This window comes from Stenotrophomonas sp. pho (genome assembly GCF_006228405.1).
GTDB classification, from domain to species: Bacteria; Pseudomonadota; Gammaproteobacteria; order Xanthomonadales; family Xanthomonadaceae; genus Stenotrophomonas; species Stenotrophomonas sepilia.
Genome location: NZ_CP029759.1, coordinates 4,497,501 through 4,519,484 on the forward strand (window position 1 = coordinate 4,497,501; position 21,984 = coordinate 4,519,484).

Genomic DNA, 21,984 nt, shown 5'->3' on the forward strand with positions numbered 1-21,984 from the left:
CTACGACGCCCCGGTGTCACCGCTGATCGGCTGGATCGGTGTGGTCAATACACTACTGGCGCCGTTCGGTGCGTACGCGCTGAACCTGGCCGCGATCACCGCCGCGATCTGCATGGGCCGTGATGCACATGAGGATCCGGCACGCCGCTATACCGCGGCGATGGCGGCCGGTGCCTTCTACATTGTCGTCGGGCTGTTCGGCGCCACGGTGGCCGCACTGTTCGCGGCCTTCCCCAAGGAGCTGGTGGCCTGCGTGGCCGGTATCGCCCTGTTCGGCACCATCGGCAACAGCCTGGCCAGTGCGCTGGCGGTAGAGCGGGACCGCGAGGCGGCACTGGTCACCTTCCTGGTCACCGCCTCGGGCGTCTCACTGGCCGGCATCGGCTCGGCGTTCTGGGGGCTGGTGGCCGGTGCGCTGTGCCTGCTGGTATTGCGGGCACGGGCACCAGCCTGAGCAAACGTGTCAGGCCGCCATGCGGGCGACGGTGTTGATCACCCCGACAGCCGCCATGCCGATCACCACCGCCCAGACGCTGGTCCCGCCACGACGCTGCAGTTCGGTACGGATGCGGTGGTGCTGCCCGGCGTGAGCAGCCTTCACTTTGCCCAGCAGCCGCGTGCAATAGCGCAGGTACAGGGCATTGGCGGTCATCGCGATGGCAAACCGTGGCACCGCCAGCAACACCACCATGAGCAACGGATTGGCACGGGCCGCCAGCAGCGCGATGCCGAACAGGACCAGCTCGAAGAGGATGGCCGCCAGGTACATTTTCCGGTGCAGCAGCCAGTAGGTCGGCACCAGGAAGGCGGGCCAGTGCCACGGCCGCGGCGGCTTCGGCACTGGGCTGTCCAGGTGCCAGCGCTGGCGGTAGAGCGCTGCGTTGGGCCCCACGAGGAGGTTCAGATCGTCCGCGTCGGATGGAGCGGTCGCACCGTCCACCTCTGCAACAGGCGCGAGATAGGGATTGTCATCCGTCGGAGAAACCGGCGGGGTATCCAGATGATTCATGTCGGCGATTCCATGCCCGGGATGAACCCGCAGTAGCGGCAGGCATCGGTGAATCTGAAGCTGCTCCGGTCTCAGCCTGCCATTGCCTGGCCGACGAACATCGCCGCAACGACAATGATGGCAACCATGGCTGCGGCCGCTGCATTGGTATCACCCCGCTTGGACAGCTCGCTGCGCAGGCGTGCCTCGTCATCGCCCGCCAAGGCGCGCGCGCGGGCGATCTCACGCTGGCAATGCGCCAGGTACCAGCGATTGGCATACACCGCAGCGGTGACGTTGATCGCAAGGGTGATGACCATCGACACGCCTTCCGGTACGCCCAGCAACGCCTCGGCGATACTGAAGAACACCAGCATGCCAGCCCAGATCGCCGCCAGCCGGTACATCCGCCGGTACACCATCCAGATCACGCCGACCAGGAAGGCCGGCCAGTGCCAGGTGCCGTTGCCCTCGGCGATGCCCTGGTCCAGCCGCCAGCGTTGTCGATAGATCGGGAAGTTGCCGCCGACCACGGCGGCGTACAAGGCGATGTCGCCTTCCAGCTCCGGTACGGTCGCGGCCACGGGCGAAGCGGCGGGTGCACGGTAGGGGTCGGACGGATCAGCGGTCCGGGTGTCGCTGACGGTGACCGCCGGCACCGGTTCAACCGGCGAGGGGTTCGGAGCCATCTGCGCCAGCGAAGGATCCAGTTCGGCCAGTGGCCGCCACGATGCCATCCCTACGCGCCACAGCAGCGTGCGTGCGGTTACGGTGCCGTCCTGCTGCAACCGGCGCAACCCGGCCAGGTCCACCGGCCCTTCGCTCTGCTTGCTGTTGGCGTACCACCACTGTGCTTCCTGCATGCCATCCATTCCTGTCGATCCCATCGCTACTCTGAAACTCCCGCCACGGCCTGCAGCGGTTCACTGGCCAGCACCTGCACAAGCTGGTGGCGCGCGCCGGGTGCAAGGGTAATCTGCTCTGGCCCGGCGTTGGCCACTTCCAGGCACACGTAATCGTGCCAACCGTCGCCGACATCGGCCATCTTCGCCGCTGCCTCCATGCCCGGGTTCCAGGCCACCAGGGTCTGGCTGCCTTCGCTGCGGATCTCGATCCGCCGCTGCAGGACGGGATCGCGCAGCACGTAGTGGCCGCCGACACCGGTATAGATGCGGTCGCTGCGCCCCGGATCGCGCGGATCACGCAGCGACCAGGGCCCCTGCTGCTGGCGCAGCTGCGCGCCGTCCTCGTACTTGTCCAGGTAGTGCAGGCCGTCGAGGCCATCGACCTCGACACGAGTGGCATCGCCGACCCGGAAGTAGCTGTGCAGGGCCTGGGTGAAGGTCACCGGCGAGGTTCCGGTGTTTTCGGTGGCGAGCTGCTGGCGCAGCTGGCGGCCGACGCGCAGCTGCATCTGCAGGCGCAGGCCGGGATCGGCGCAGGGCGCAGGTGCCAACTGCAGCTCTACCTCGCCGTCATCGCTCCGGGTGGCCTGCAGAAGCTCCCAGCGTGCGGTACGTACCAGGCCATGCGCCGGTGCATCGGCGCTCTTGCCCTGGCGACCGAACCACGGCCAGCACACCGGAACGCCACCGCGGATAGGCGTGGGCAGCTCGGCGCGCGTGGGCGAAAGCCACAGCAGATCGGGCTGCCCATCGGGAATGAACGACAGCAGCTGGCCACCAAACACACTCACGACCGCTGTGGCATTGGCGGTTCGCACCTGCCAGGCCTCCAGGCCGTGATACAGGCCGGTGCTGATGTCCGGATTCGACTGCATGCGATGACGCTCCTTGAAGACCGCGGCGATGATGTCGCGGTCAACGTGCCGCCGGCAAGGCATTCTGCCCAGCGGGTGCGATGGCGGCCGCCTCTTCCTGCAGCGTGCGCAGGATGCGCTGGCCTGCGCGGCCGTCCACCTCGCTCCAGCCCAGGCGCTGCTGCTCGGCCTGGATCGCGCGACGCGTGGCGGTACCGATCATGCCGTCGGCGGCACCGATGTCGTGGCCGCGGGCCAGCAGCAGGGTCTGCAGCTGGCGGCGCTCATCGCGGCCCAGGCCTGGATCGTCGGTCGGCCAGGCGGTAGCCAACCCGGTGCCGCCACGCAGCTGGTCAGCAAGCGTCGCGATCGCCAGCGCATAGCTTTCGGCAGCGTTGTAGCTGTAGATCGCGTCGTAGTTGCGGAACACCAGCAGCGCCGGGCCGTTGTTGCCGGCCGGCAGCAGCAGGGCGGCGCGCGCATCCGCCGGCAGGTTGGCCGGAGCCAACGCGCTGCCATCCAGCGCGGTCACGCCCTGCGCGCGCCAGTCGGCCAGGGCGCGACGCTGGGTGCGGCCGGCCTGGCTGGCGTTGAAGCCGGCGGGCACACGCACCTCCATGCCCCATGGTTCGCCACTGCGCCAACCGGCACGCTTGAGATAGTTGGCGGTGGAGGCCAGTGCATCGGGAATGCTGCCGACCAGATCGCGGCGGCCATCGCCATCACCATCCACGGCGATGCGTGCATAGGTGCTGGGCATGAACTGGGTGTGCCCGAAGGCACCGGCCCAGGAGCCGGTGAGCCCCTGTGCCTGCAGGTCGCCGCGGTCGATCAGCGTGAGCAGCGCCAGCAGCTCACCGCGGAAGAAAGGTTGGCGGCGGCCGGCGCACGACAGCGTGGCCAATGACTGCAGCAGCGGGCGCTTGCCGAACACGCGGCCGTAGTCGCTCTCCACGCCCCAGACCGCGACGATGGTGGCCGGATCGACGCCATACTGGGCCGACACGCGATCGAGCAGGTCGCGGTGCTGCTGCAGCAGGGCGCGACCATCAGCGACGCGTTGGCGATCAACCAGCGCGGCCAGATAGTCCCAGATCGGCGTGGTGAATTCGGGCTGTGCATCGAGCAGGCCGAGCACGCTGGGGTCCGGGGTGAGCCCGGCGGTGATCTCGTTGAAGCGGTCGGCGCCGATGCCCTGGGTCGCGGCGGTGGCCTGCAGGCCCGCCAAGCAGCGGCTGAACGCCGGATCGGTGCTGGCGGCCGAAGCCGCAGGCAGCGTCGGGTTCGACGCAAGGGCGGCCGCCAGGCCGAGCGTGGTCAGAACAGGCATGGCGTCCTCCGTGTTGCCGTTGCACGGCCATCTTAGGGGTAGCGATGCCGCCGAACCTGAAGGGGCACCGGCTGGCCACCACCTCAGGCGCGCCGCAGCAAGCGCAGGCCATAGGCGGGGCTTTCGGCATCCCATCGCTGCGCCACCTGCAGGCCCGCCTGCCGCAACAGCGCGTCGAAGCTGTCATCGGTGTACTTGTGGCTGTACTCGACGCGGATGGGTTCACCGGCGGCGAAGTGGAAAATGCGGCCATCCAGGTGGACGTCCTGTGCCCGCTGGCTGACCAGATCGGTCTCGATGCGCAACCGCGCAGAGCTGTAGCGTGCACGATGACGGAAGCCATCGAGATCGAAGTCGCTGCCGATTTCGCGGTTCAGGCGGGCCAGCAGGTTGAGGGTGAATGCGGCGGTGACGCCCTGCGCATCGTTGTAGGCCGCCTCGATCAACGCCGGGTCCTTGTGCAGGTCGATGCCGACCAGGGCCAGGCCATCACGCCCCATGGTCTGGCGCATCGCGCGCAGCAGCGCGACCGCGTCCTCGCCTTCAAAGTTGCCCAGCGTGGAACCCGGGAAGAACAGCAGCCGTCGCGCGGGTTCGCGTTCGGGCATGGGTACGGCGACGGGACGGGTAAAGTCGGCACAGACCGGCAGCATCTCCACCTCGGGCAGCGCCGGGGCCAGATGGTCGATGCTGGACAGCAGCGCGGCACGCGAGATTTCAATCGGCGTGTAGGCCACCGGGTCGTGCAGGGCGGCCAGCAGCAACGCGGTCTTGCGGCCACTGCCGCTGCCCAGCTCCACCACGTGCAGGTGCGGCCCGACGCTTCGGGCGATGTCCGGCAGTACCCGTGAAAGCAGGGCCAGCTCGGTACACGTGGGGTAGTACTCGGGAGTATGCGTGATCTGCTCGAACAGGCGCGAGCCGCGTGCATCGTAGAAGTACTTGGACGGCAGCTGGCGGGGCGTGCGCAACAGCCCGGCCACCACGTCGGCAAGGATCTGCTGGCGGCCGGGAGTGAGATCGGTCAGCGCCTGCAGCGCGTCCTGCACCGTACTCATGCGAGATCCCTGGCTAGGCGCAGCCCGGAGAACTGCCAACGCGCCGGGGGCATGAAGAAGTTGCGGTAGCTGGCACGCACGTGGCCACGCGGCGTGGCGCAGCTGCCACCGCGCAGCACCCATTGCCCGCACATGAACTTGCCGTTGTATTCACCGAGGTTGCCGGCAAAAGGGCGAAAGCCCGGATAGGCGCCATACGCGCTGTGGGTCCATTCCCATACATCGCCGAACAGCTGCCGCAGCCCACTGCCCTGCCCCGCCCGAGGGTGCAGCTGATCGTCGTCGGCAAAATGGCCACGCAGGGGCTGCGACGCAGCGGCGGCTTCCCACTCGAACTCGCTGGGCAGGCGCGCACCAGCCCAGCGGGCGCAGGCATCGGCCTCGTAATAGCTGAGATGGCAGACCGGCGCATGCGGGTCCAGTTCTCGCCAACCGCCGAGGGTGTACTCGCGCTGCAGGGCATCGTCCCAGTACAGCGGGTGCTGCCAGCCCTCGGCTTCGCGCAACGCCCAGCCTTCGCTCAGCCACCAGCGCGGCTCGCGGTAGCCGCCAGCCTCGATGAAGACGAGGTACTCGCCATTGCTGACGGGACGCTCTGCCAGTGCGTGTGCAGCCAGCAGCACGCGGTGCGGCGGCGATTCGTTGTCGTAGGCGAAGGCGGTGTGCTGCGGCCAGGCTGCGGCGCCAATGGTAATGATGCGTTCGGGTGATTCGATCCAGCCCTGCGCACTGGCAGCGCTGGTGGCAGGCTGCAGGTCATCACGGTAGGCTGGCTGCAACGGATTGCACCAGAACGCATGCTTGATGTCGGTCAACAGCAGTTCCTGGTGCTGCTGTTCGTGCTGCAGGCCCAACTGCAGGTGCTGCAGCGCCTGCTCATCAAGGTCGCCTGCCGCCAGTCGCGATTGCACCTGTGCATCGACCTGCTGGCGGTAGTCGCGCACCTGCTGCAGCGAGGGCCGCGACAACAGACCGCGTTGCGGCCGCGCGTGCGCCGGACCGATGCTTTTGTAGTAGCTGTTGAAAAGATAGTCCCAGGCTGGATCACGCGCCGGCGCACTGGCGAATCCTGCCAGCACGAAGCGTTCGAAGAACCAGGTGGTGTGGGCCAGGTGCCACTTGCTGGGACTGGCGTCGGCCATGCTCTGCAGCATGGCGTCCTCTGCACTGAGCGGTGCGGCCAACTGCAGGCTGCGGGCACGAACACGTGCGAAGTGGTGGGCGAGGTCGTGCTGCGGGGCAGCGACGGCGGTGGGTACGCTGTCCATGCCTACAGCATCGGCGCAGTGCAGTGAGTGCGACGTCATGGCGGCACACTGCCCCATTCACATGGTTGCGGGCGTACCTTTTCAAGAAGCGCGTGTTCAAGAAGCGGGTGAGGACGCCGCTAACGGCAGTGTTGCGGCCGCATCGTCACCGCACTGGACTTCCTGCGTGCCCCTGCATCCACTCCGCCAGCCTGCGCATTACCTGTTCGTGCTGCCCGCCGTGCTGGTCGTCCTGGTGCTGTGGATGGCACTGGGCACCGAGGATGTGGCCAGCCCCGCCCAACGCATCCTGCCCTGGCTGCTGGCCTGCCTCGGCGCGGGCCTGGCCCTGCTCTACCACCAGATACGCACGTTGTGCCTGCTGCTGGTCGTGGCGGTGGTGTTCGCCCTGCTGCACCGGGACGTCGGGGCTACCTGCGCAGCGGCCATGTCGACGCCTTGACTCCGTTGCGCTTCCACGCAATCTCGGCCTGGGTGCCGCTGCTGTTTGCCGGGCTGGCAGTGTGGCCGGAACGCGGACGCCGACGCCAGGACCTGCTGCTGCGCAGCGTGGTCTGCGGCGCGGCCCTGGTGATCTTCCTGCTGCTTGCGGCACAACAGCCGCAGGGCATGCACGATCTGCTGTCGAGCCGTCACTGGGCCTGGATTCCCGCCGACTGGAATGCGCTGGCGCAGCTGCCGGCGCTGCTGTTCCTGCTGGCGAGCGCAGCGCTGGGCTGGCAGGCGTGGCGGCATCCGCGGCCACTGCACACGGCGATGCTGCTGGCCCTGCTGTGCCTGTGGTGGATGTTGCCGCGGATCTTCCTGCAGCCGGTACTGCTGCCGGCGCTGAGCAGCGCCGCCCTGCTGCTGATGCTGGGCGCGATGCTGCAGGAATCCTTCCACATGGCCTTCCGCGATGAGCTGACCGGCCTGCCCGGGCGAAGGGCGTTCAACGAGACCCTGCAGCGGGCGCGCGGCACCTACAGCATCGCGATGGTGGACGTGGACCACTTCAAGTCGTTCAACGACACCCACGGCCACGATACCGGCGACGACGTGCTGCGCCTGGTGGGGTCGCGGCTGGCGCGTGTCGGCGACGGTGGCCGAGCGTTCCGCTATGGCGGCGAGGAATTCGCGGTGGTGTTCCTGGACCGCCCAGCGGCGGCCTGCATCGAGGCCGTCGAAGCACTGCGGCAGAGCATCGAGGACACCCGCATGCAACTGCGCGACCGCAGCACCCGCAGCCGTGACGACGAAGCTGGCCGTCAGCAGCGCGGACGCGGCGGCACCGGCCAGGTGGTGCAGGTGACGGTCAGTATCGGGCTGGCCGACAGCCGCGTGGATCCGCGACCGACGGCAGTGCTCAAGGCCGCCGACCAGGCGCTGTACATGGCCAAGGACGGAGGTCGCAACCAGGTCCGCGCGCACGGCGGCCAGCGCCTGCTGGCTGCATCCAGTGCGTAGGGCTCAGACCGCGTCGAGGTAATACCAGCGGCCGTCGATGCGCCGGAATCGGCTGTGCTCGGTCATTCTCACCGCGCTGCCGCCGCCGATGCGGTAGCGCGCGGTGAAGCGCACTTCAGCACTGTCTGCGCCGGTGACCGCGTGGTCGTGCACGGTCAGGCCCAGCCAATGGGTGCGCTGGCCTGGCGCATCGCCCAGCGACAACTCGGCCGGACGCGTATCCGGATGCCAGGTGTGGCGCAGGTAGTCGGCCAGGCCCCGCACATACGCGCTGTAGCGCGAACGCATCAGGTGCTCGGCATCGGGCGCGGCTTCACCGGCATGAAAACGACCACAGCAGGCGGCATAGTCGGCGGGAAGGCCACAGGGGCAGGGATCGGCGGATTTTCGGCTCATGCCGGCATTGTCGCCGGGTTGCAGGGATTGATGCACGCGCGGCGGGAGTCACCTGGAGCAGGACAGGCGTATGCTGTCGCGCCCCCACCTTGATTGATCGCCGTGCTGGATCTGGTTCCCCCTGAGTTGTGGTGGCTGGTGGTGATCGCCTTCATCGCCGGTCTTGTGGATGCCGCCGTGGGTGGCGGTGGCCTGGTGCAGCTGCCCGGCCTGTTCACGGTGCTGCCGCAGCAGACGCCGGCGATGCTGTTTGGTACCAACAAGTTCAGTTCGATGTTCGGTACCGGTGCGGCTGCGTGGCGCTATGCGCGCAATGTGCGCTTCCCGTGGAAACCGGTACTGTTCGCGGCCGGCACGGCCTTCATCTTCTCCTTCGCCGGGGCCACTGCGGTAAGCCTGCTGCCCAAGGACGCGGTGCGCCCACTGGTGCTGGTGCTGCTGATCGCGATGCTGGCCTATACGCTGTGGAAGAAGGACTTCGGCGCGTTGCACCGGCCCCAGGAGATCGGCCGCCGTGAACTGGTGATCGCGCTGGCGATCGGTGCGGCGATCGGCTTCTACGACGGCTTCTTCGGGCCGGGCACCGGCAGCTTCCTGATCTTCCTGTTCGTGCGCTTCTTCGGCCTGGATTTCCTGCGCGCCTCGGCGGCGTCGAAGGTGGTGAACCTGGCGACCAACGTGGCGGCGATCTCGTTCTTCGTGCCGACCGGCAACATCCTGTGGTTGTTTGCGCTGCCGATGGCCACAGCCAACATCATCGGCTCGGTGGTGGGCACGCGCCTGGCGCTGAAGGGCGGCACGCCGTTCATCCGCAAGCTGTTCGTGGGGCTGGTGGTGGTGCTGATCGCGCGGATGGCGTGGGATACGTTCCGCGGTTCGTGAATGCGGTTGCCGGCCAGCGGCCGGCACTACCGAACCCCGCCCATGGGTAGTGCCGGCCGCTGGCCGGCATTCCCCTTCAATCGGCCGGGTCAGGCCTCGGCTTCTTCCGGTTCGTTGGCCTGCTGGCGGCTGCGCTCGGGCAGCTTCAGGCGCTTGCCCTCTTCGTCGTACTCGATCAGCAGCACGCCGGAGTCGTGACGGCCGCTGATTTCGACGAAGCAGGCGCCGCCGATGAACGGTTCCAGCGTCATCACCGACTTCAGCGGGGTGGCAACCACCATCTGGAAGCCGAAGTTGTCGAAGATGTTCATTGCCAGTGCGGTGAACTCGTTGTCGGCCTTGTCGAAGGCCTCGTCGAGCACGACCGCGGCGTAGCTGGGCAGCTGGCTGTCGGCGCCGCCGAGCTGGTAGCGCAGCGCAGCCGCCAGGCAGGTAGTGGCCAGCTTCTGGCGCTGGCCACCGGACTTGCCGGCGCCGCTGCGGTAGATCTCGACCTGCTGGCGCGTTTCCGCATCCAGCTCGACGCCGATGAACTCCACGTGCATGCGCACGTCCAGCACCAGCTCGCGCCAGCGCTTATCCTCGCCTTCCTGCGAGCCGAGGCGGTTGACCAGCTGGCGCAGCACGGTGAACTGCGACTCGGCCAGCTCGCGCTGCTCGGTCTGCTGCTGCGACAGCACCTCGCGCAGCTGCAGGTGGAACTCAGCGACCTCCGGCAGGCGGCGGTCGCTCAGTTCGATGGTCAGCAGCGTGCCACGGTTGAACGGCACCTGCTCCAGGCTGGCGTTCACCTCGTCCAGGCGCTGGCCGATCGACTTGCGGGCCTCTGCGCTGTGGCGCTGCAGGGCCAGCAGGTTGTTCTTGCTCTGGTTCTGCAGCAGGTCGAAGAAGCGCTCTTCGTGCTGTGGCAGGCCGTCGCGTTCCAGCCGTTCGAGGCGTGCGAGGAAGTCCTCGGCCGAGGCCACCGACACGGTGAAGTCGCCCGACTCCTCCGGCCACTGCTGGATGAAGCGACGGAAGCAGCCGATCAGCTGGTTCTCGATGCGGTTGAGGTCCTGCTGCGAGGACGACAACTGCTCGTTCAGCGCGTTGCTGACCTGGCGCATGTGCGCTTCGAGCGTTTCCAGGCTGAGCGGCCCCTGTTCCTGCAGGCGCTCGGCGAGGCCGGCTTCCTGCTCCTGGGCCAGGCTCGGCAGCACCAGTGCGCGGCTCTGCTGGCGTGCGCGGTCAAGGCGATCACGTTCCTTGACCAGCTGGCCGCGCTCGACGCGGACGTCTTCATAGGTGCGGCGGGACTGCTCGATGTCGGCGCGCACGGCGTCGATCTGCTTGGCCAGCTTGGCGAGATCGGCGTTGCCTTCACGCAGGTCGCGCAGGGTGGCTTCGATATCGCTCAGGCGCTGCTGCGGAGCGGCGATGTCGATCTCGTTCCAGCTGATGCTGACCAGCTCGTGGCATGCCAGGCGGCGTTCGTTGTCGCGATCACGCTGCCCGCGCAGGCGCGCGATGTCGGTCTCGCAGCTGGCGATGCGCTTGGCCAGTTCCTGTGCTTCGCGCTCGAAGGCGCCCACCTTGTCGTGGTTGTTGAAGCCGAGGATCCAGCGACGGCGGTCGCCCACCGCACTGCGGTCGTCCTTCTCGAAACGGTCGCCGGGATGCTTGACCTGGCCTTCGCGGGTGATGCCGCGGTCGACGTTGCGCAGCTGCCTGGCATCCACGCATTCGTAGTCGAAGCGCTTGCCCAGCTCGCGGCGCAGCCAGCTTTCGAATACATGCTCGCGCAGTTCAAGCTTGTGCAGCAGCGACTTCGCCGACGGCTCACGGGCGAATGCATCATCGTTGCGGCGCACGCGGTAGTAGGTGAAGCGCATGCCAAGGTGGGTACGGTTCACCCATTCGGCGACGTCGTTGTAATGCTTGTCGTCGACCAGCAGCGACAGCGCGAAGCCACCCAGCACGCGCTCGATGGCACCCTGCCAGCCCTGCTCTTCCGAGCGGACCTGGATCAGTTCGCCGACGAAGGGCAGTGCCGCCTCGGCGATGCCGGTTTCCTCGGCCAGGCGTGCGCGCAGCTTCTGCATCGGCGCCGGGATGTTGGAGGGCGTGCGCTGCATCGCTTCAAGTTCGGCACGGACCTCGCCGAAGCGGCGCTCGTCATCGCGCTTGCCGCCCAGGCGGTCACTGATCGCGTCGTCCAGTGCCGAGGAGGCACGCTGGCGGTCCTGCAGCTCGTTCTGTGCGCGCTCGACCAGTTCGGCGAAGCCATGGGCGTCGTCCGGCAGTTCGGCCCCCAGCTGCTGCGCCGCCTGGCGTGCCTGCTCGCGCTTGGCCTGACGGCGGTCGCGCTCAGCTTCGGCACGACCCTGCTCGCGTTCCAGTTCCTCGATGCGCTCACCGCCCTGCTGGCGGCGCTGCAGCTCCAGTTCGGCCAGGCGCTCGGTGTGATTGTCCAGTGCGGCACGGCGCTGGGCTTCTTCGCCAAGCAGGCCGCGGTCACGCACGTCCATCTCGCGCAGGCGCGCCTCGATCAGCGCTTGGCGCCGGCTTTCGCGGAAGCTGTCAACACCGAGCTTCAGCGCTTCGTCGTCGCCACGACGGCGGTGCATTTCCTTCAGATCGTTGTAGTAGGCGCGCGCCGGCAACAGGGTTTCCACCTGACGGCGGGCAGTGACCACCGCTTGGTGCGCGCCATCAAGCTCGGCGAAGTCGCTGACCAGGCGCTCGGCGGCGTCGAAGGTCTTCGGCGTGTCGAGCATGAAGTCGCGCAGGAAGACGTTGAGGTCGCCCAGGTTCTTCGCCGACTGCGTCTTGTGCAGCAGTCGCAGCGCCATCTCGTTGTCGATGCCGAGCAGGTCGCGGAAACGCTCGGCGTAGCCGGAGAACGTGTCGAAGTGGTGCAGGTCGGGCAGCTTCTGCTTCAGCTTGCGCAGGTCCAGGTCGAAGCCGCCGAGGTCCTTGGCGATGTCGAACGGGCGCTCGGCGATCATGTAATGCTTGCGCACATCGCCGGCCGAGGTGCCGTTGCCGGAGATCCAAAGCAGGCGCACCAGGCTGACCACGCGGCCATCGCCGGCGCGGTATTCCAGCACCAGCGCGGTCCAGGTCGCGCCCTTGCGCAGGTACTGGGTGGCGATTTCGCCGGTGCCGCTGTCCTGCTGGTCGGCCCACGCGCCGCGCACGTAGGACACCAGGTTGCGGTCGCGGCCACTGCGCTCGGCTTCACGTGCAGCGGCGTTGAAGTCGACGATGGCCGGTGGCGTCAGCAGCGCGGACATGGCATCGAGCAGGGTCGACTTGCCCGAGCCGGAGCGGCCGACGAACAGGAAGCCGCGCTCGGCGATCGGTACTTCGGTCAGGCCGTTGAAGGTGCCCCAGTTGTGCACCTGCAGGCGGCGCATGCGGAACTGCTGCAGGCGCGGGTCCGGCAGGCCTTCGTTGAACAGGGCGGGAGTGTGCTTGGAGATAGCCATGCGATGGTCGGGTCTCTCAGGCCTCGGCGGCCGGGGTTTCACGCAGCTGGCGGTAGACCGCCGAAAGCTGGGACACGTCTTCGGCGGAGAACAGCAGCTTCAGCGCCGGCGAGACTTCGTGGCGGTCTTCCTGGCCGCTGAGGCGGGTCAGGATGTGGTTGTCCTTCATCTTCTGCACCGCCGATGCGACGCGACGGTTGAAGCCGGCGCGGTCGGTGGACAGGTTCTTTTCGTAGATGGCCAGCGCTTCGGCCATCTCGGCGTCGGCGACCACCGCGCGGTTGCCGCGCGCATCGGCCTCGGCCAGCTGCTGGCGCAGGTACAGCAGCAGCACCGAGTCGATGAAGGTCAGCGGCGAGGTGCGCAGCAGCACCGGCGCATCGACGTCTTCGGTATCGGCCTGGCGGGTGAACGCCACGCCACTGTCGCGGTCGAGCACCAGTTCCAGGAACAGGTCGGCCAGCGACGAGCGGATGGCCGCCTCGCTGCGGATCAGCGCCGGCCACAGCTTGGCGTGGCGCAGCTGGTCGATGCTGGGGCCGATCAGCAGTTGGCACAGCGCACGGCGCGCATCCAGCGGCAGGCGCCCGGTATCCCCGAGGTAGTACACGTCGTTGCCACGGCGGGGCTGCGCCACGGCCGCCACCGGCTCGGCCTCGTAGGCGTCTTCCGCCACGTCGGCCTGCGGTGCGTCGATGGGATCTTCATGCCAGCTCATGGCGTCTCTCCTGGGTGAACCAAACCAGCGGGATGCGGGCGCGACGGATCTGGCCGTCGCCACCACGCCATTGCGCAAGCTCCTGCTCGCCGGCGATCACGTTGCCGAAGCGCGTGCCCAGCGACAGGTAGCCGATGACGCTGCCAAGACCCTGCGGCGCTTCGCGCTGCGAAAGGGCCTGGGCGATGCTGAGCCGCGGCTGTGCATCGAGCAGGTCGTGCAGGTCGCGGCGCAGGGTACGGAAGTCGATTTCGGACGAAGCGACCAGATCGCCAACGCTTTCCAGGCTGATCGCGGCTGCGTCGTTGTATTCGACGTTGCCATCGACCTGGGCGCTGCGCGGATCGTGCAGTTTCCATTGCGACCACGAGCGCAGGCGGCTGGTGGTCAGCTGCAGGTCGCGGCCGATGCCGCGTTGTGCGGGGAACTCGTCGCGCAGAGCGAGCGCTTCGGACTGCGCCTGCTTGAGCAGCTGGTTGAGGCGACGCTGTTCCAGATAGCCACGGCTCTGCACGAAGCCGCGCAGGCTGCGCGCGAAGTTCTGCAGCACATCGTGCACCTGGCCACCGCGCTCGAGCATGGTGCTGGTGAAGCCGCGCAGGAAGTTGCGTTCGTTGCGGTCCAGGCGGCGGGCGAAGCCACGCGCCAGCACCGCTTCCAGCGCGGCATCGAGCTGGGCGCTCTGCTCGGCGTCGTTGAGCAGGCGCCAGAAGGCCTGGAAGCTACGCCCGGCATCACTTTCGCCAATCACGTCCACGCCTTCGAACAGCTGCGACAGCACATCGCCGCGCTCGCCCTCGTCGTCGATGATGCGTTCGCGGAACTCGCGGTTGAGCTGCTCGAAGTCGTCGCGCACGCGGCGGAAGTCCTCGGTCAGCTCGTCGGCCAGGCCGATGATCTGGCGCGCACGTTCCAGCGCGCGCTTGCCGTCCAGCGCGATCACACGGCCGGCGCCGACACGGGCGATCTCGGCGTCGATCCGGTCGCGCTCGTCGCGCAGCGCCGACAGGCGGGCGTCCGGATCGGATTCGGTCTGCGCGGCCAGCTGCGAGAGCTGTTCGATGACCAGCGCCAGCCGGCTCTCGGTGGCGGCCACACGGGCCTGCTCGAGGCCGTCGGCAAAGCGGATCGCCTGAAGCGCCGCGGTCGAAAGCTCGTACTGCTCCTGGTCGGCGCCCTCGGGCAGGCGGCGTTCCAGCCAGCCCTGGGCCAGCCAGTGCGCGATGTAGGCCTGCGCGGTACGCGGCAGCTCGCGCGACAGTTCGTCGCTATTGAGCTGATCCAGCGCACGCTGCAGGCGCTCGTTGAGCACCGACGAAGGCAGGGTGCGCTCGCCGTCCATCAACAGCCCCTGCAGCAGGCCGATGATTTCCGGAGCGTGGTCGGCGGCGAGCAGCTTCCACTGGGGCTGTTCGCGCAGATGGCGGTAACGGGAGATGCGTTCGCGATGCTTCATGCAGCGAAAGGAGTCATGAGGGCTGGCGGGGAGGGGCAGCCACGCACGGCGGCCGCGCCGGCATCCGTGGACATGCCGGCCCGCAGGGGCCGGCGGGGTGCGGGCAGGCGGCTCAGCGCTTGCCGCCCACTTCGATGAAGCGCAGGAACTCGGCGCGGGTACGCGCGTCGTCGCGGAAGCTGCCCAGCATCTTGGAGGTGACCATGCTGACGCCGCGCTTGTGGATGCCACGGGTGGTCATGCATTCGTGGGCGCCTTCGACCACCACGCCGACACCGATCGGTTGCAGCACATCCTGGATGCACTGGGCGATCTGCGCGGTCATCTTCTCCTGCACCTGGAAACGGCGGGCGTAGGCTTCGACGACGCGGGCCAGCTTGCTGATGCCCACCACCTTGCCGGCCGGCAGGTAGCCGACATGCACGCGGCCGATGATCGGCGCCATGTGGTGTTCGCAGTGGCTTTCGTACTCGATGTCGCGCAGGACAATGAGTTCGTCATAGCCTGCCACTTCCTCGAAGGTGCGCTCCATGTAGGCGCGCGGGTCATCGCGGTAACCGCTGAACCAGTCGCCATAGGCTTCGGCGACACGGCGGGGGGTATCCAGCAGGCCTTCGCGGGACGGGTCCTCACCGGCCCAGCGCAGCAGGGTGCGCACGGCATCCTCGGCCTGGTCCTGGGTCACGTCGCCCTGCTGGGCGGCCTTTTCGTTGTTCTTGCTCATTGCGTACAGCGTCCCGAACGGGGGGCGAGCATCGTACCCGACCGGGGGGTGGGTCGTCCTGTTGGGACGGTTCATCGGGGGGTTCTTGCGGCGCCTCGTTGCTATCGGTTTGGAGGGGGAGAGGGGGCTGCGCGGGACACGCCGTAAACCCGTCCATGGGGGCTCGATGGCGCCATCCATGGCGCCAACGGTCCTGCGCAGCCCCCTCTCCCCCCTCCTTGACGGTTTCCTGCGGGCGCGGCCGAACCGCCCGAAAGCGGGGTCAAAAGCTTGGGTTCATGGCTTCGGAAGCGCCGCGCGACTGCGCGACTGCTGTGGTAGGTGCGGACCGTTGGTCCGCACAGCTTTGGCTGCTGCTCCTGCCTCCAAAGAGCCAACCCACCGCACCCGCGGGCTGATGGGAGGGAAGCGGGGGCCGGGCGGGGCAGGACCGTCCGCGGCATGGATGCCGCGGCCGAGCCCCCCAAGGGTGAGGGCGCTTTGCTTGCGAGGCATGCCTCGCAAGCGCCCGAACGCACAGCCGCCAGCGGCTGGGCCGGACCCTGGAGGGGGGGTCACGGCGTGTCCTGCACCGTCCGGCGCCCGCTGCCCCACCCGACACCAGGCAGGCGCAACGCTTTCCTAACACCCCACCCATTCAGAAAAACCTATTGATAGGAATGAAATTAGTAGTATCCTATCTATCTCTTATGGACCGACCCTCGACGAGCGCACCGTGCTGCAGATGCAGCTCAGCTCCGGCCTGCTTTATGCAGGGCGGCAGTGGCAGCGCCTGGCCGACAGCCGGCTCGGCAGCTACGGCATCTCCACCGCCTGCACCATGCCGTTGCTGATGATCGGCCGCTCCGGCGGTGGCATCCGCCAGGTGGCGCTGGCCCAGCAGCTGGGCATGGAAGGGCCTTCGCTGGTACGCCTGCTGGACAAGCTGTGTGCCAGTGGCCTGGTCCGCCGCGAGAGCGACGCCAGCGACCGCCGCGCCAATCTGTTGTGGCTGACCGACGAGGGCCATGCGCTGGTCAGCGAACTGGAAGATCAGTTGATCGGCCTGCGCCAGGACGTGTTCGGCGAGCTTTCCATGGATGAACTGCACGCCGTGCTGAAGGCATGGCGCCTGCTGGCCGAGGCCGCCGACCGCATCACGTAAGAGCGCTGCCCCGAACACCGCCGCTGCCGTGCACACGCCAGCGGCTTTTGCCCGTTGCTGTTGTTTCGTTGTCCCTCCCCTCCCCCACCTCGTCCCCGCCCCCTACCGATGCCCGGTGAATTCAGTCTCCACGGAGTGTTCGTCCCGACCCTGCTTGGGTTGATGGTGTTGGCCTATCTGGTCAACAGCGGCCTGCACGCGCTGCTGCAGCGTGCCGGCGCCTACCGCCATGTATGGCACCCGGCGCTGTTCAACCTGGCGCTGTACGGGATCGTGCTTGGCCTGCTGTTCCACCTCCTGCGTTGGATGCAATCGTGAACAAGATCGTGAAGAAGACCCTGCCAGTGCTGCTCACCAGCGCAGCCGTGATCGTCGCCCTGCTGGTGCTGCGCCAGCTGTGGGTCTACTACATGGATGAACCCTGGACCCGCGACGCCCACGTCGGCGCCGACGTGGTGCAGGTGGCGCCGGACGTGTCCGGGCTGGTGGAAACGGTGAACGTGGCCGACAACCAGTCGGTGAAGAAGGGCGACCTGCTGTTCGTCGTCGATCGCGCCCGCTACCGCATCGCGCTGGAGCAGGCCAAGGCCAGCCTGGCCGAGCGCCAGGCCTCGGTGGCACAGCTGCGCCGCGAGATCGGCCGCGACCGCAGCCTGCAGGACCTGGTCGCCGCCGAGGACGCCGAGGTGCGCCGCGCCAAGCTGCAGGCCGCACAGGCGGCGCTGGCCACCGCACAGGCTGCGGTCGACCTGGCCGAGCTCAACCTCGGCCGCACCGAGGTGCGCGCCTCAGCCGATGGCCGGGTCAGTGACCGCACGATGCGCGTGGGCGACTACGTGGTGGCCGGCAAGCCGGTGCTGGCGTTGCTGGATACCGGCTCGTTCCGCATTGATGGCTATTTCGAGGAAACCCGACTGCGCGGCGTGGCGCCGGGGCAGCGCGTGGACATCCGCCTGATGGGCGAATCGGCACCGCTGCACGGCCATGTCGAGAGCATTGCCGCCGGTATCGAGGACCGCTACCGCAGCAACGGCAGCACCCTGCTGCCGAACGTGACCCCGGCCTTCGACTGGGTGCGGCTGGCGCAGCGCATCCCGGTGCGCATCGCCATCGACGAAGTGCCCAAGGGCGTTGAGTTGATTGCCGGCCGTACCGCCACGGTGACCGTGGACACCGGCCGCCATCCGCACAACGGCAAGGCCGGCACTTCGCCGACACAGGCGGGCCTGTGAACGCCGCCCTGCCCCGTCTCGGCCTGATCGTCGCACTGGCCAGCCTGGCCGCGTGCAAAACCGTCGGCCCGGACTATGCACTGCCGGAAGGTTCGGCGTTCAAGCGCCCGGAGGCCAATGCGGCCTTCATCGATACGCAGAACCCGCAGATTGCCGCCAACCAGGCGCTGCCCGACCGCTGGTGGTCGCTGTACAACGACCCGGTGCTGGACGGGCTGATCACCCAGGCACTGCGTGACAACGTGGAACTGAAGGCCGCCGATGCGCACCTGCGCCGCGCTGCCGCCGTGTACGAACAGGCGCTGGACGCGGGCGGCTTCGAGTACGAGGCCGAGGCCGGCGTCAGCCGCGCGCAGTTGTCGGCCGAATCGTTCCTGCAGGAGCACGAGCTGCCGGTGATCAACCTGGCCGATGGCAAGTTCGCGGTCAGCTACCAGTTCGACCTGTTCGGCAAGCTCAAGCGCGGCGCCGAAGCGGCGCGAGCCGACGAACAGTCGGTTGCCGCAGCACGTGACCTGGCCCAGGTCAGCGTGGTCGCGCAGGTGGCCGACAGCTACCTGGAGATCTGCCACGCCAACCACGAGCTGCACGTGGCCGAGCATTCGCTGCAGCTGCAGCAGCGCAGCCGCACCGTTACCGAGCGCCTGATCGCCGCCGGCCGCGGCACACCGCCGGAACTGGCCCGGGCCAATGCACAGGTGGCGCTGCTGGAGGCGGCACTGCCGCCGCTGCGCGCGCAGCGTTCGGCCGCGGCCTATTCGCTGGCCGCACTGCTGGGCCAGACCCCGGGCCAGCTGCCGGCCGGGGTGATCGACTGCGCGCACGCGCCCGGCCTGGCGCAGCCGCTGCCGGTCGGTGATGGCCGTGCGCTGCTGCAGCGCCGCCCGGACGTGCGCCAGGCCGAACGCAAGCTGGCCTCGGCCACGGCGCGGATTGGCGTGGCCACCGCCGAGCTGTATCCGGACATCCGTCTGGGTGCCTCAGTGGGCGCCGCCGGCCTGCTGGAAGACTTCGGCACGCCGATGACCCAGCAGTGGTCGATCGGCCCGCTGATCTCGTGGACACTGCCCTCTTCGGGCACGCATGCCCGCATCCACGCCGCCGAAGCCGGTGCCGACGCGGCCCTGGCCGAGTTCGACCACACCGTGCTGCAGGCACTGCGCGAGACCCAGACCGCGCTGGACCGCTATGCGCAGGACCTGCGCCGGCTGCAATCGCTGCGCGTGGCGCAGGAGCAGGCCGCGCTGGCCGCCGACCAGAACCGCCGGCTTTACCAGGGCGGCCGCACACCCTACCTGTCCAGCCTGGATGCCGACCGCAGCCTGGCCAGCAGCGACGCCACCCTGGCCGCCGCCGAAGCGCAGGTCTCGCGCGACCAGATCCACCTGTTCCTGGTGCTGGGTGGCGGCTGGCAGGCATCGGTTGCCCCGGCTGCACCGTCCACCGCACAGGCCACGGCGAAGTAAGCCATGAACGCGCTGACCGATCGCCAGGCCTGGCTGTTCTCGATCAAGACCTACCTGGCCGCGGTGGCCGCGCTGTACATCGCCATGGCCGGCAACCTGTCGCGCCCATACTGGGCGATGGGCACGGTGTACATCGTCAGCCAGCCGCTGCTGGGCCCGACCCGCGCCAAGGGCGTGTACCGCATTGTCGGCACCCTGGTGGCCGGGCTGGCCACGCTGCTGGTACTGCCGGCGCTGGTGGAAACCCCGCTGGTGCTGAGTGCGGCGATGTCGATCTGGCTGGCCGGTTGCCTGTTCATGGCCCTGCTCAATCGCGGCCCTCGCGGCTACGCGTTCCTGCTGGCCGGCTACACCACCGCCTTCATCGGCTTCCCGGCGGTAACTTCGCCGGAGACCATCTTCGACACCGTGGTGGCGCGCAGCGAGGAGATCATCCTCGGCACGGTGGTGGCCGTGCTGTTCGCCTCGCTGTTGTTCCCGGCCTCGGTGCGGCCGATGCTGCGCGCCCGGATCGGCAACTGGATGGAGGACGCTGCGCAGTGGTGCCGGCAGATCCTTGAGCGTGGCCGCGCGCATGCGCCGCGCAACCGGCTGGCTGCCGACCTGGTGCAGTTCGAGGCACTGATCGAGTTCCTGCGCCGCGACGATCCACGCCATGCCGGGTCTGCGGTGTCGATGGAGCGGCTGCGCGAGCGCATGCTGTTGCTGTTGCCGGTGTTGTCGTCGATCGCCGATCGCCTGAGCGCGCTGCGCAGCGATGGGCAGGCCCTGCCGGATGGGCTGCCGGCGCTGGTCGACGACATCCGCGAGTGGCTGGATGGCCCGACCAACGCCAGCGAGTACGCGCGGCTGCGCGCGCGCATCAGCGCGCTGAAGCCGCAGGTGGACCGCGACCTGCAGCACCTGCAGCTGGCCAGCCTGCTGCTGCGCCTGGAAGAACTGGTGGACCTGTGGCAGGACTGCCGCACCCTGCAGCACGCGATCGACCAGGGCACGGCGCCGTTGGATCGCGCGCACTACCGCATCCGCACCGAACGCGTGGCCGCCGCCAAGCACGTCGACTACGGCATGGCGCTGTTCTCCGCGCTCAGTGCCGGCGTAGCGCTGATGAGCTACTGCGTGCTGTGGATCGCGCTGGGCTGGGAAGGCGGCGGCAACGGCGCGATGATGGCGGCGGTGACGGCCGCATTTTTCGCCGCACAGGACGATCCGGCCCCCAGCATGGTGCAGTTCCTGGTGTGGGCGATGGTCGCCTCGGTGGTGGCGGGCGTGTACCTGTTCGGCGTGTTCCCAGCCGTGCACGACTTCGGCCTGCTGGCGCTTGTGCTGGCGGTGGCCTTCCTGCCGCTGGGACTGCTGCTGCATCATCCCAAGAGTGCGCTGTTCGCGCTGCCGCTGACAGTCAATCTGGCTGCGTTGCTGAGCCTGCAGAACACCTACAGCGCCAACATCCAGACCTTCCTCAATTCGTCGATCGCGATGTTCATCGGCATTGGCTTTGCAGTGGTGATGACCCGCCTGTTCCGTTCGGTGGGTGCCGAGTGGACCGCGCGCCGGCTGGTGCGGCAGGGCTGGACCACGCTGGCCGAAGCCGCCGAAGGACGTGGCCAGCAGGATCGGCAACGCTTCGCCGCACGCATGCTCGACCTGCTGGGCCTGCTCGCACCGCGCCTGGCAGCGACGCCGGAGGGCAGCGACATTGCCTCGGTGGACATGCTCAACGAGGCGCGCATCGGCCTGAACATCCTGCAGCTGCGTCGTGCACGGCTGGAACTGCCCGAGCGCAGCCGCGAAGCCGTCGAGCACATCCTGGAAGAGATCGCTGGGCACTACCGGCGGCAGATCGCGGCGCGCAAGCCGATTGCTGCAGACCAGGCGCTGCGCGAGCGGCTGGATACCTCGCTGGGCCGGGTTGGCAGCGTGGCGGCGTGCAAGGCCCGCGACGAGGCGCTGATGGGCCTGATCGGCCTGCGCTTCGCGCTGTTCCCGGAGGCCAGGGCGTTGGCGCCGGGCCTGGCCATGGACACGGCGACGCAGCCGTAGCGCGCTACCCTGTGCGTCCACAGACCCCGTTGCCGGGGTCGGATCCTTCGCCGCGGGCGAAGGCTCTGACCCCTGCTCTGCACAGGAAGCTCCAATGAGTTACGACATGATGGTGTTCGAGGCCAGCGCCGCGCCACGCGAGGCGGCGGCTTTCATCGCCTGGTTCGAAAAGCAGACGCAGTGGAACGAGCGCCACGAGTACGACGACCCGGCCGTCAGCAGCCCGGCGCTGCAAGCGTGGTTTGCGGAGATGGCGCAGGACTTCCCGCCGTTGAACGGACCACTGAGCAACGACGATGACGACCGCGCCGAGGTGACCGAGTACAGCATCGGCCGGCAGGTGATCTACGGCGCGTTCGCCTACTCGGTGGCCGAGCGCGCGCACGGGCGGGTGCAGGATCTGGCCGAGAAGCACGGCGTGGGCTTCTTCGACGTGAGTGCGGATGAAGCGGCGATCGTGTTTCCTGATGGGTTGGTACTCATCGCGTAGATCCACGCCATGCGTGGATGACCACCAGAACGATCGAAGCGCGCTTTTGTAGAATCGAGCCACGCTCGACTCCGTGGCCCATCAGCCGAGCATGGCCCGGCTCTACAGGCAGCG

The 21,984-nt window shown here is 68.2% G+C and carries 19 protein-coding genes and 1 pseudogene (1 of these 20 cut by a window edge); 9 read left to right on the forward strand and 11 right to left on the reverse strand.

Features of this window, described 5'->3' with window-relative positions:
• A protein-coding gene (locus DL544_RS20955) for a benzoate/H(+) symporter BenE family transporter (protein ID WP_065179736.1) crosses the window boundary here: on the forward strand, positions 1-454 show its end. Its footprint begins 734 nt before the window's first position; 454 of the gene's 1,188 nt are visible here — the last part of the coding sequence; its start codon lies off the left edge, out of view; the stop codon is at positions 452-454.
• 9 nt (positions 455-463) lie between these two features.
• Here DL544_RS20955 and DL544_RS20960 read toward each other — a convergent pair whose 3' ends face one another.
• From DL544_RS20960 to egtB, 6 genes are all read right to left on the reverse strand, one after another.
• Positions 464-1,009, reverse strand: coding sequence for a DUF2628 domain-containing protein (locus tag DL544_RS20960; RefSeq protein ID WP_065186597.1), 546 nt, complete (start codon positions 1,007-1,009; stop codon positions 464-466).
• 71 nt (positions 1,010-1,080) lie between these two features.
• A complete protein-coding gene (locus tag DL544_RS20965) occupies positions 1,081-1,851 on the reverse strand; it encodes a DUF2628 domain-containing protein (protein ID WP_065186598.1) in 771 nt (256 codons plus the stop codon).
• A 26-nt stretch (positions 1,852-1,877) separates the two neighbouring features.
• The gene (locus DL544_RS20970; protein ID WP_065186618.1) at positions 1,878-2,768 is read right to left on the reverse strand and encodes a D-hexose-6-phosphate mutarotase; all 891 of its coding nucleotides are present in this window, start codon (positions 2,766-2,768) and stop codon (positions 1,878-1,880) included.
• 40 nt (positions 2,769-2,808) lie between these two features.
• Complete coding sequence (locus DL544_RS20975; protein ID WP_139728019.1) at positions 2,809-4,077, reverse strand: lytic murein transglycosylase; 1,269 nt, start codon at positions 4,075-4,077, stop codon at positions 2,809-2,811.
• 83 nt (positions 4,078-4,160) lie between these two features.
• On the reverse strand, positions 4,161-5,135 hold the full coding sequence (egtD, locus tag DL544_RS20980; RefSeq protein WP_065186600.1) for an L-histidine N(alpha)-methyltransferase: 975 nt from the start codon (positions 5,133-5,135) through the stop codon (positions 4,161-4,163).
• Positions 5,132-6,403 carry an ergothioneine biosynthesis protein EgtB gene (gene egtB / locus DL544_RS20985; protein WP_065186601.1) on the reverse strand — a complete coding sequence of 424 codons (1,272 nt, stop codon included), beginning with the start codon at positions 6,401-6,403 and terminating at the stop codon, positions 5,132-5,134. The genes egtD and egtB overlap by 4 nt, the downstream gene beginning before the upstream one ends.
• A 166-nt stretch (positions 6,404-6,569) precedes the next feature.
• Between egtB and DL544_RS20990 the strand changes: the two are divergent.
• Positions 6,570-7,849, forward strand: a pseudogene (locus tag DL544_RS20990) (GGDEF domain-containing protein).
• Between the two features lie 3 nt (positions 7,850-7,852).
• Here DL544_RS20990 and DL544_RS20995 read toward each other — a convergent pair.
• Positions 7,853-8,245, reverse strand: a complete 393-nt coding sequence (locus DL544_RS20995) for a YchJ family metal-binding protein (RefSeq protein ID WP_032954755.1) — start codon at positions 8,243-8,245, stop codon at positions 7,853-7,855.
• A gap of 102 nt (positions 8,246-8,347) precedes the next feature.
• Between DL544_RS20995 and DL544_RS21000 the strand changes: the two genes are divergently transcribed.
• The gene (locus DL544_RS21000) at positions 8,348-9,127 is read left to right on the forward strand and encodes a sulfite exporter TauE/SafE family protein (protein WP_053496761.1); all 780 of its coding nucleotides are present in this window, start codon (positions 8,348-8,350) and stop codon (positions 9,125-9,127) included.
• 89 nt (positions 9,128-9,216) lie between these two features.
• On the opposite strand, the gene DL544_RS21005 is transcribed toward DL544_RS21000, so the two are convergent.
• The 4 genes from DL544_RS21005 to folE form a co-directional block, all read right to left on the reverse strand.
• Positions 9,217-12,597: an ATP-binding protein gene (locus DL544_RS21005; protein WP_005421304.1), complete on the reverse strand. Its 3,381-nt coding sequence runs from the start codon at positions 12,595-12,597 to the stop codon at positions 9,217-9,219.
• Positions 12,598-12,613: 16 nt separating this feature from the next.
• Entirely contained in the window at positions 12,614-13,315 is a 702-nt protein-coding gene (locus DL544_RS21010) for a DUF4194 domain-containing protein (protein WP_005421303.1), read from the reverse strand.
• Positions 13,302-14,771, reverse strand: coding sequence for a DUF3375 domain-containing protein (locus tag DL544_RS21015; RefSeq protein WP_053496749.1), 1,470 nt, complete (start codon positions 14,769-14,771; stop codon positions 13,302-13,304). The genes DL544_RS21010 and DL544_RS21015 overlap by 14 nt, the downstream gene beginning before the upstream one ends.
• A 112-nt stretch (positions 14,772-14,883) precedes the next feature.
• Positions 14,884-15,495: a GTP cyclohydrolase I FolE gene (gene folE / locus DL544_RS21020; RefSeq protein WP_065179742.1), complete on the reverse strand. Its 612-nt coding sequence runs from the start codon at positions 15,493-15,495 to the stop codon at positions 14,884-14,886.
• Between the two features lie 724 nt (positions 15,496-16,219).
• Here folE and DL544_RS21025 point away from each other — a divergent pair.
• The 6 genes from DL544_RS21025 to DL544_RS21050 all read left to right on the forward strand — a co-directional run bounded on the left by DL544_RS21025 (position 16,220) and on the right by DL544_RS21050 (position 21,870).
• Positions 16,220-16,639: a MarR family winged helix-turn-helix transcriptional regulator gene (locus tag DL544_RS21025; RefSeq protein ID WP_139728177.1), complete on the forward strand. Its 420-nt coding sequence runs from the start codon at positions 16,220-16,222 to the stop codon at positions 16,637-16,639.
• A 108-nt stretch (positions 16,640-16,747) separates the two neighbouring features.
• The gene (locus tag DL544_RS21030) at positions 16,748-16,957 is read left to right on the forward strand and encodes a DUF1656 domain-containing protein (protein WP_025875651.1); all 210 of its coding nucleotides are present in this window, start codon (positions 16,748-16,750) and stop codon (positions 16,955-16,957) included.
• Positions 16,954-17,871 (forward strand): efflux RND transporter periplasmic adaptor subunit, encoded by a 918-nt coding sequence (locus DL544_RS21035; RefSeq protein WP_065186602.1) that lies wholly within the window; start codon positions 16,954-16,956, stop codon positions 17,869-17,871. The genes DL544_RS21030 and DL544_RS21035 overlap by 4 nt, the downstream gene beginning before the upstream one ends.
• A complete protein-coding gene (locus tag DL544_RS21040; RefSeq protein ID WP_065179029.1) occupies positions 17,868-19,337 on the forward strand; it encodes an efflux transporter outer membrane subunit in 1,470 nt (489 codons plus the stop codon). The genes DL544_RS21035 and DL544_RS21040 overlap by 4 nt, the downstream gene beginning before the upstream one ends.
• A 3-nt stretch (positions 19,338-19,340) precedes the next feature.
• On the forward strand, positions 19,341-21,380 hold the full coding sequence (locus DL544_RS21045; protein ID WP_139728020.1) for an FUSC family protein: 2,040 nt from the start codon (positions 19,341-19,343) through the stop codon (positions 21,378-21,380).
• Between the two features lie 94 nt (positions 21,381-21,474).
• Entirely contained in the window at positions 21,475-21,870 is a 396-nt protein-coding gene (locus DL544_RS21050; protein ID WP_138953405.1) for a hypothetical protein, read from the forward strand.
• Positions 21,871-21,984: the final 114 nt, after the last annotated feature.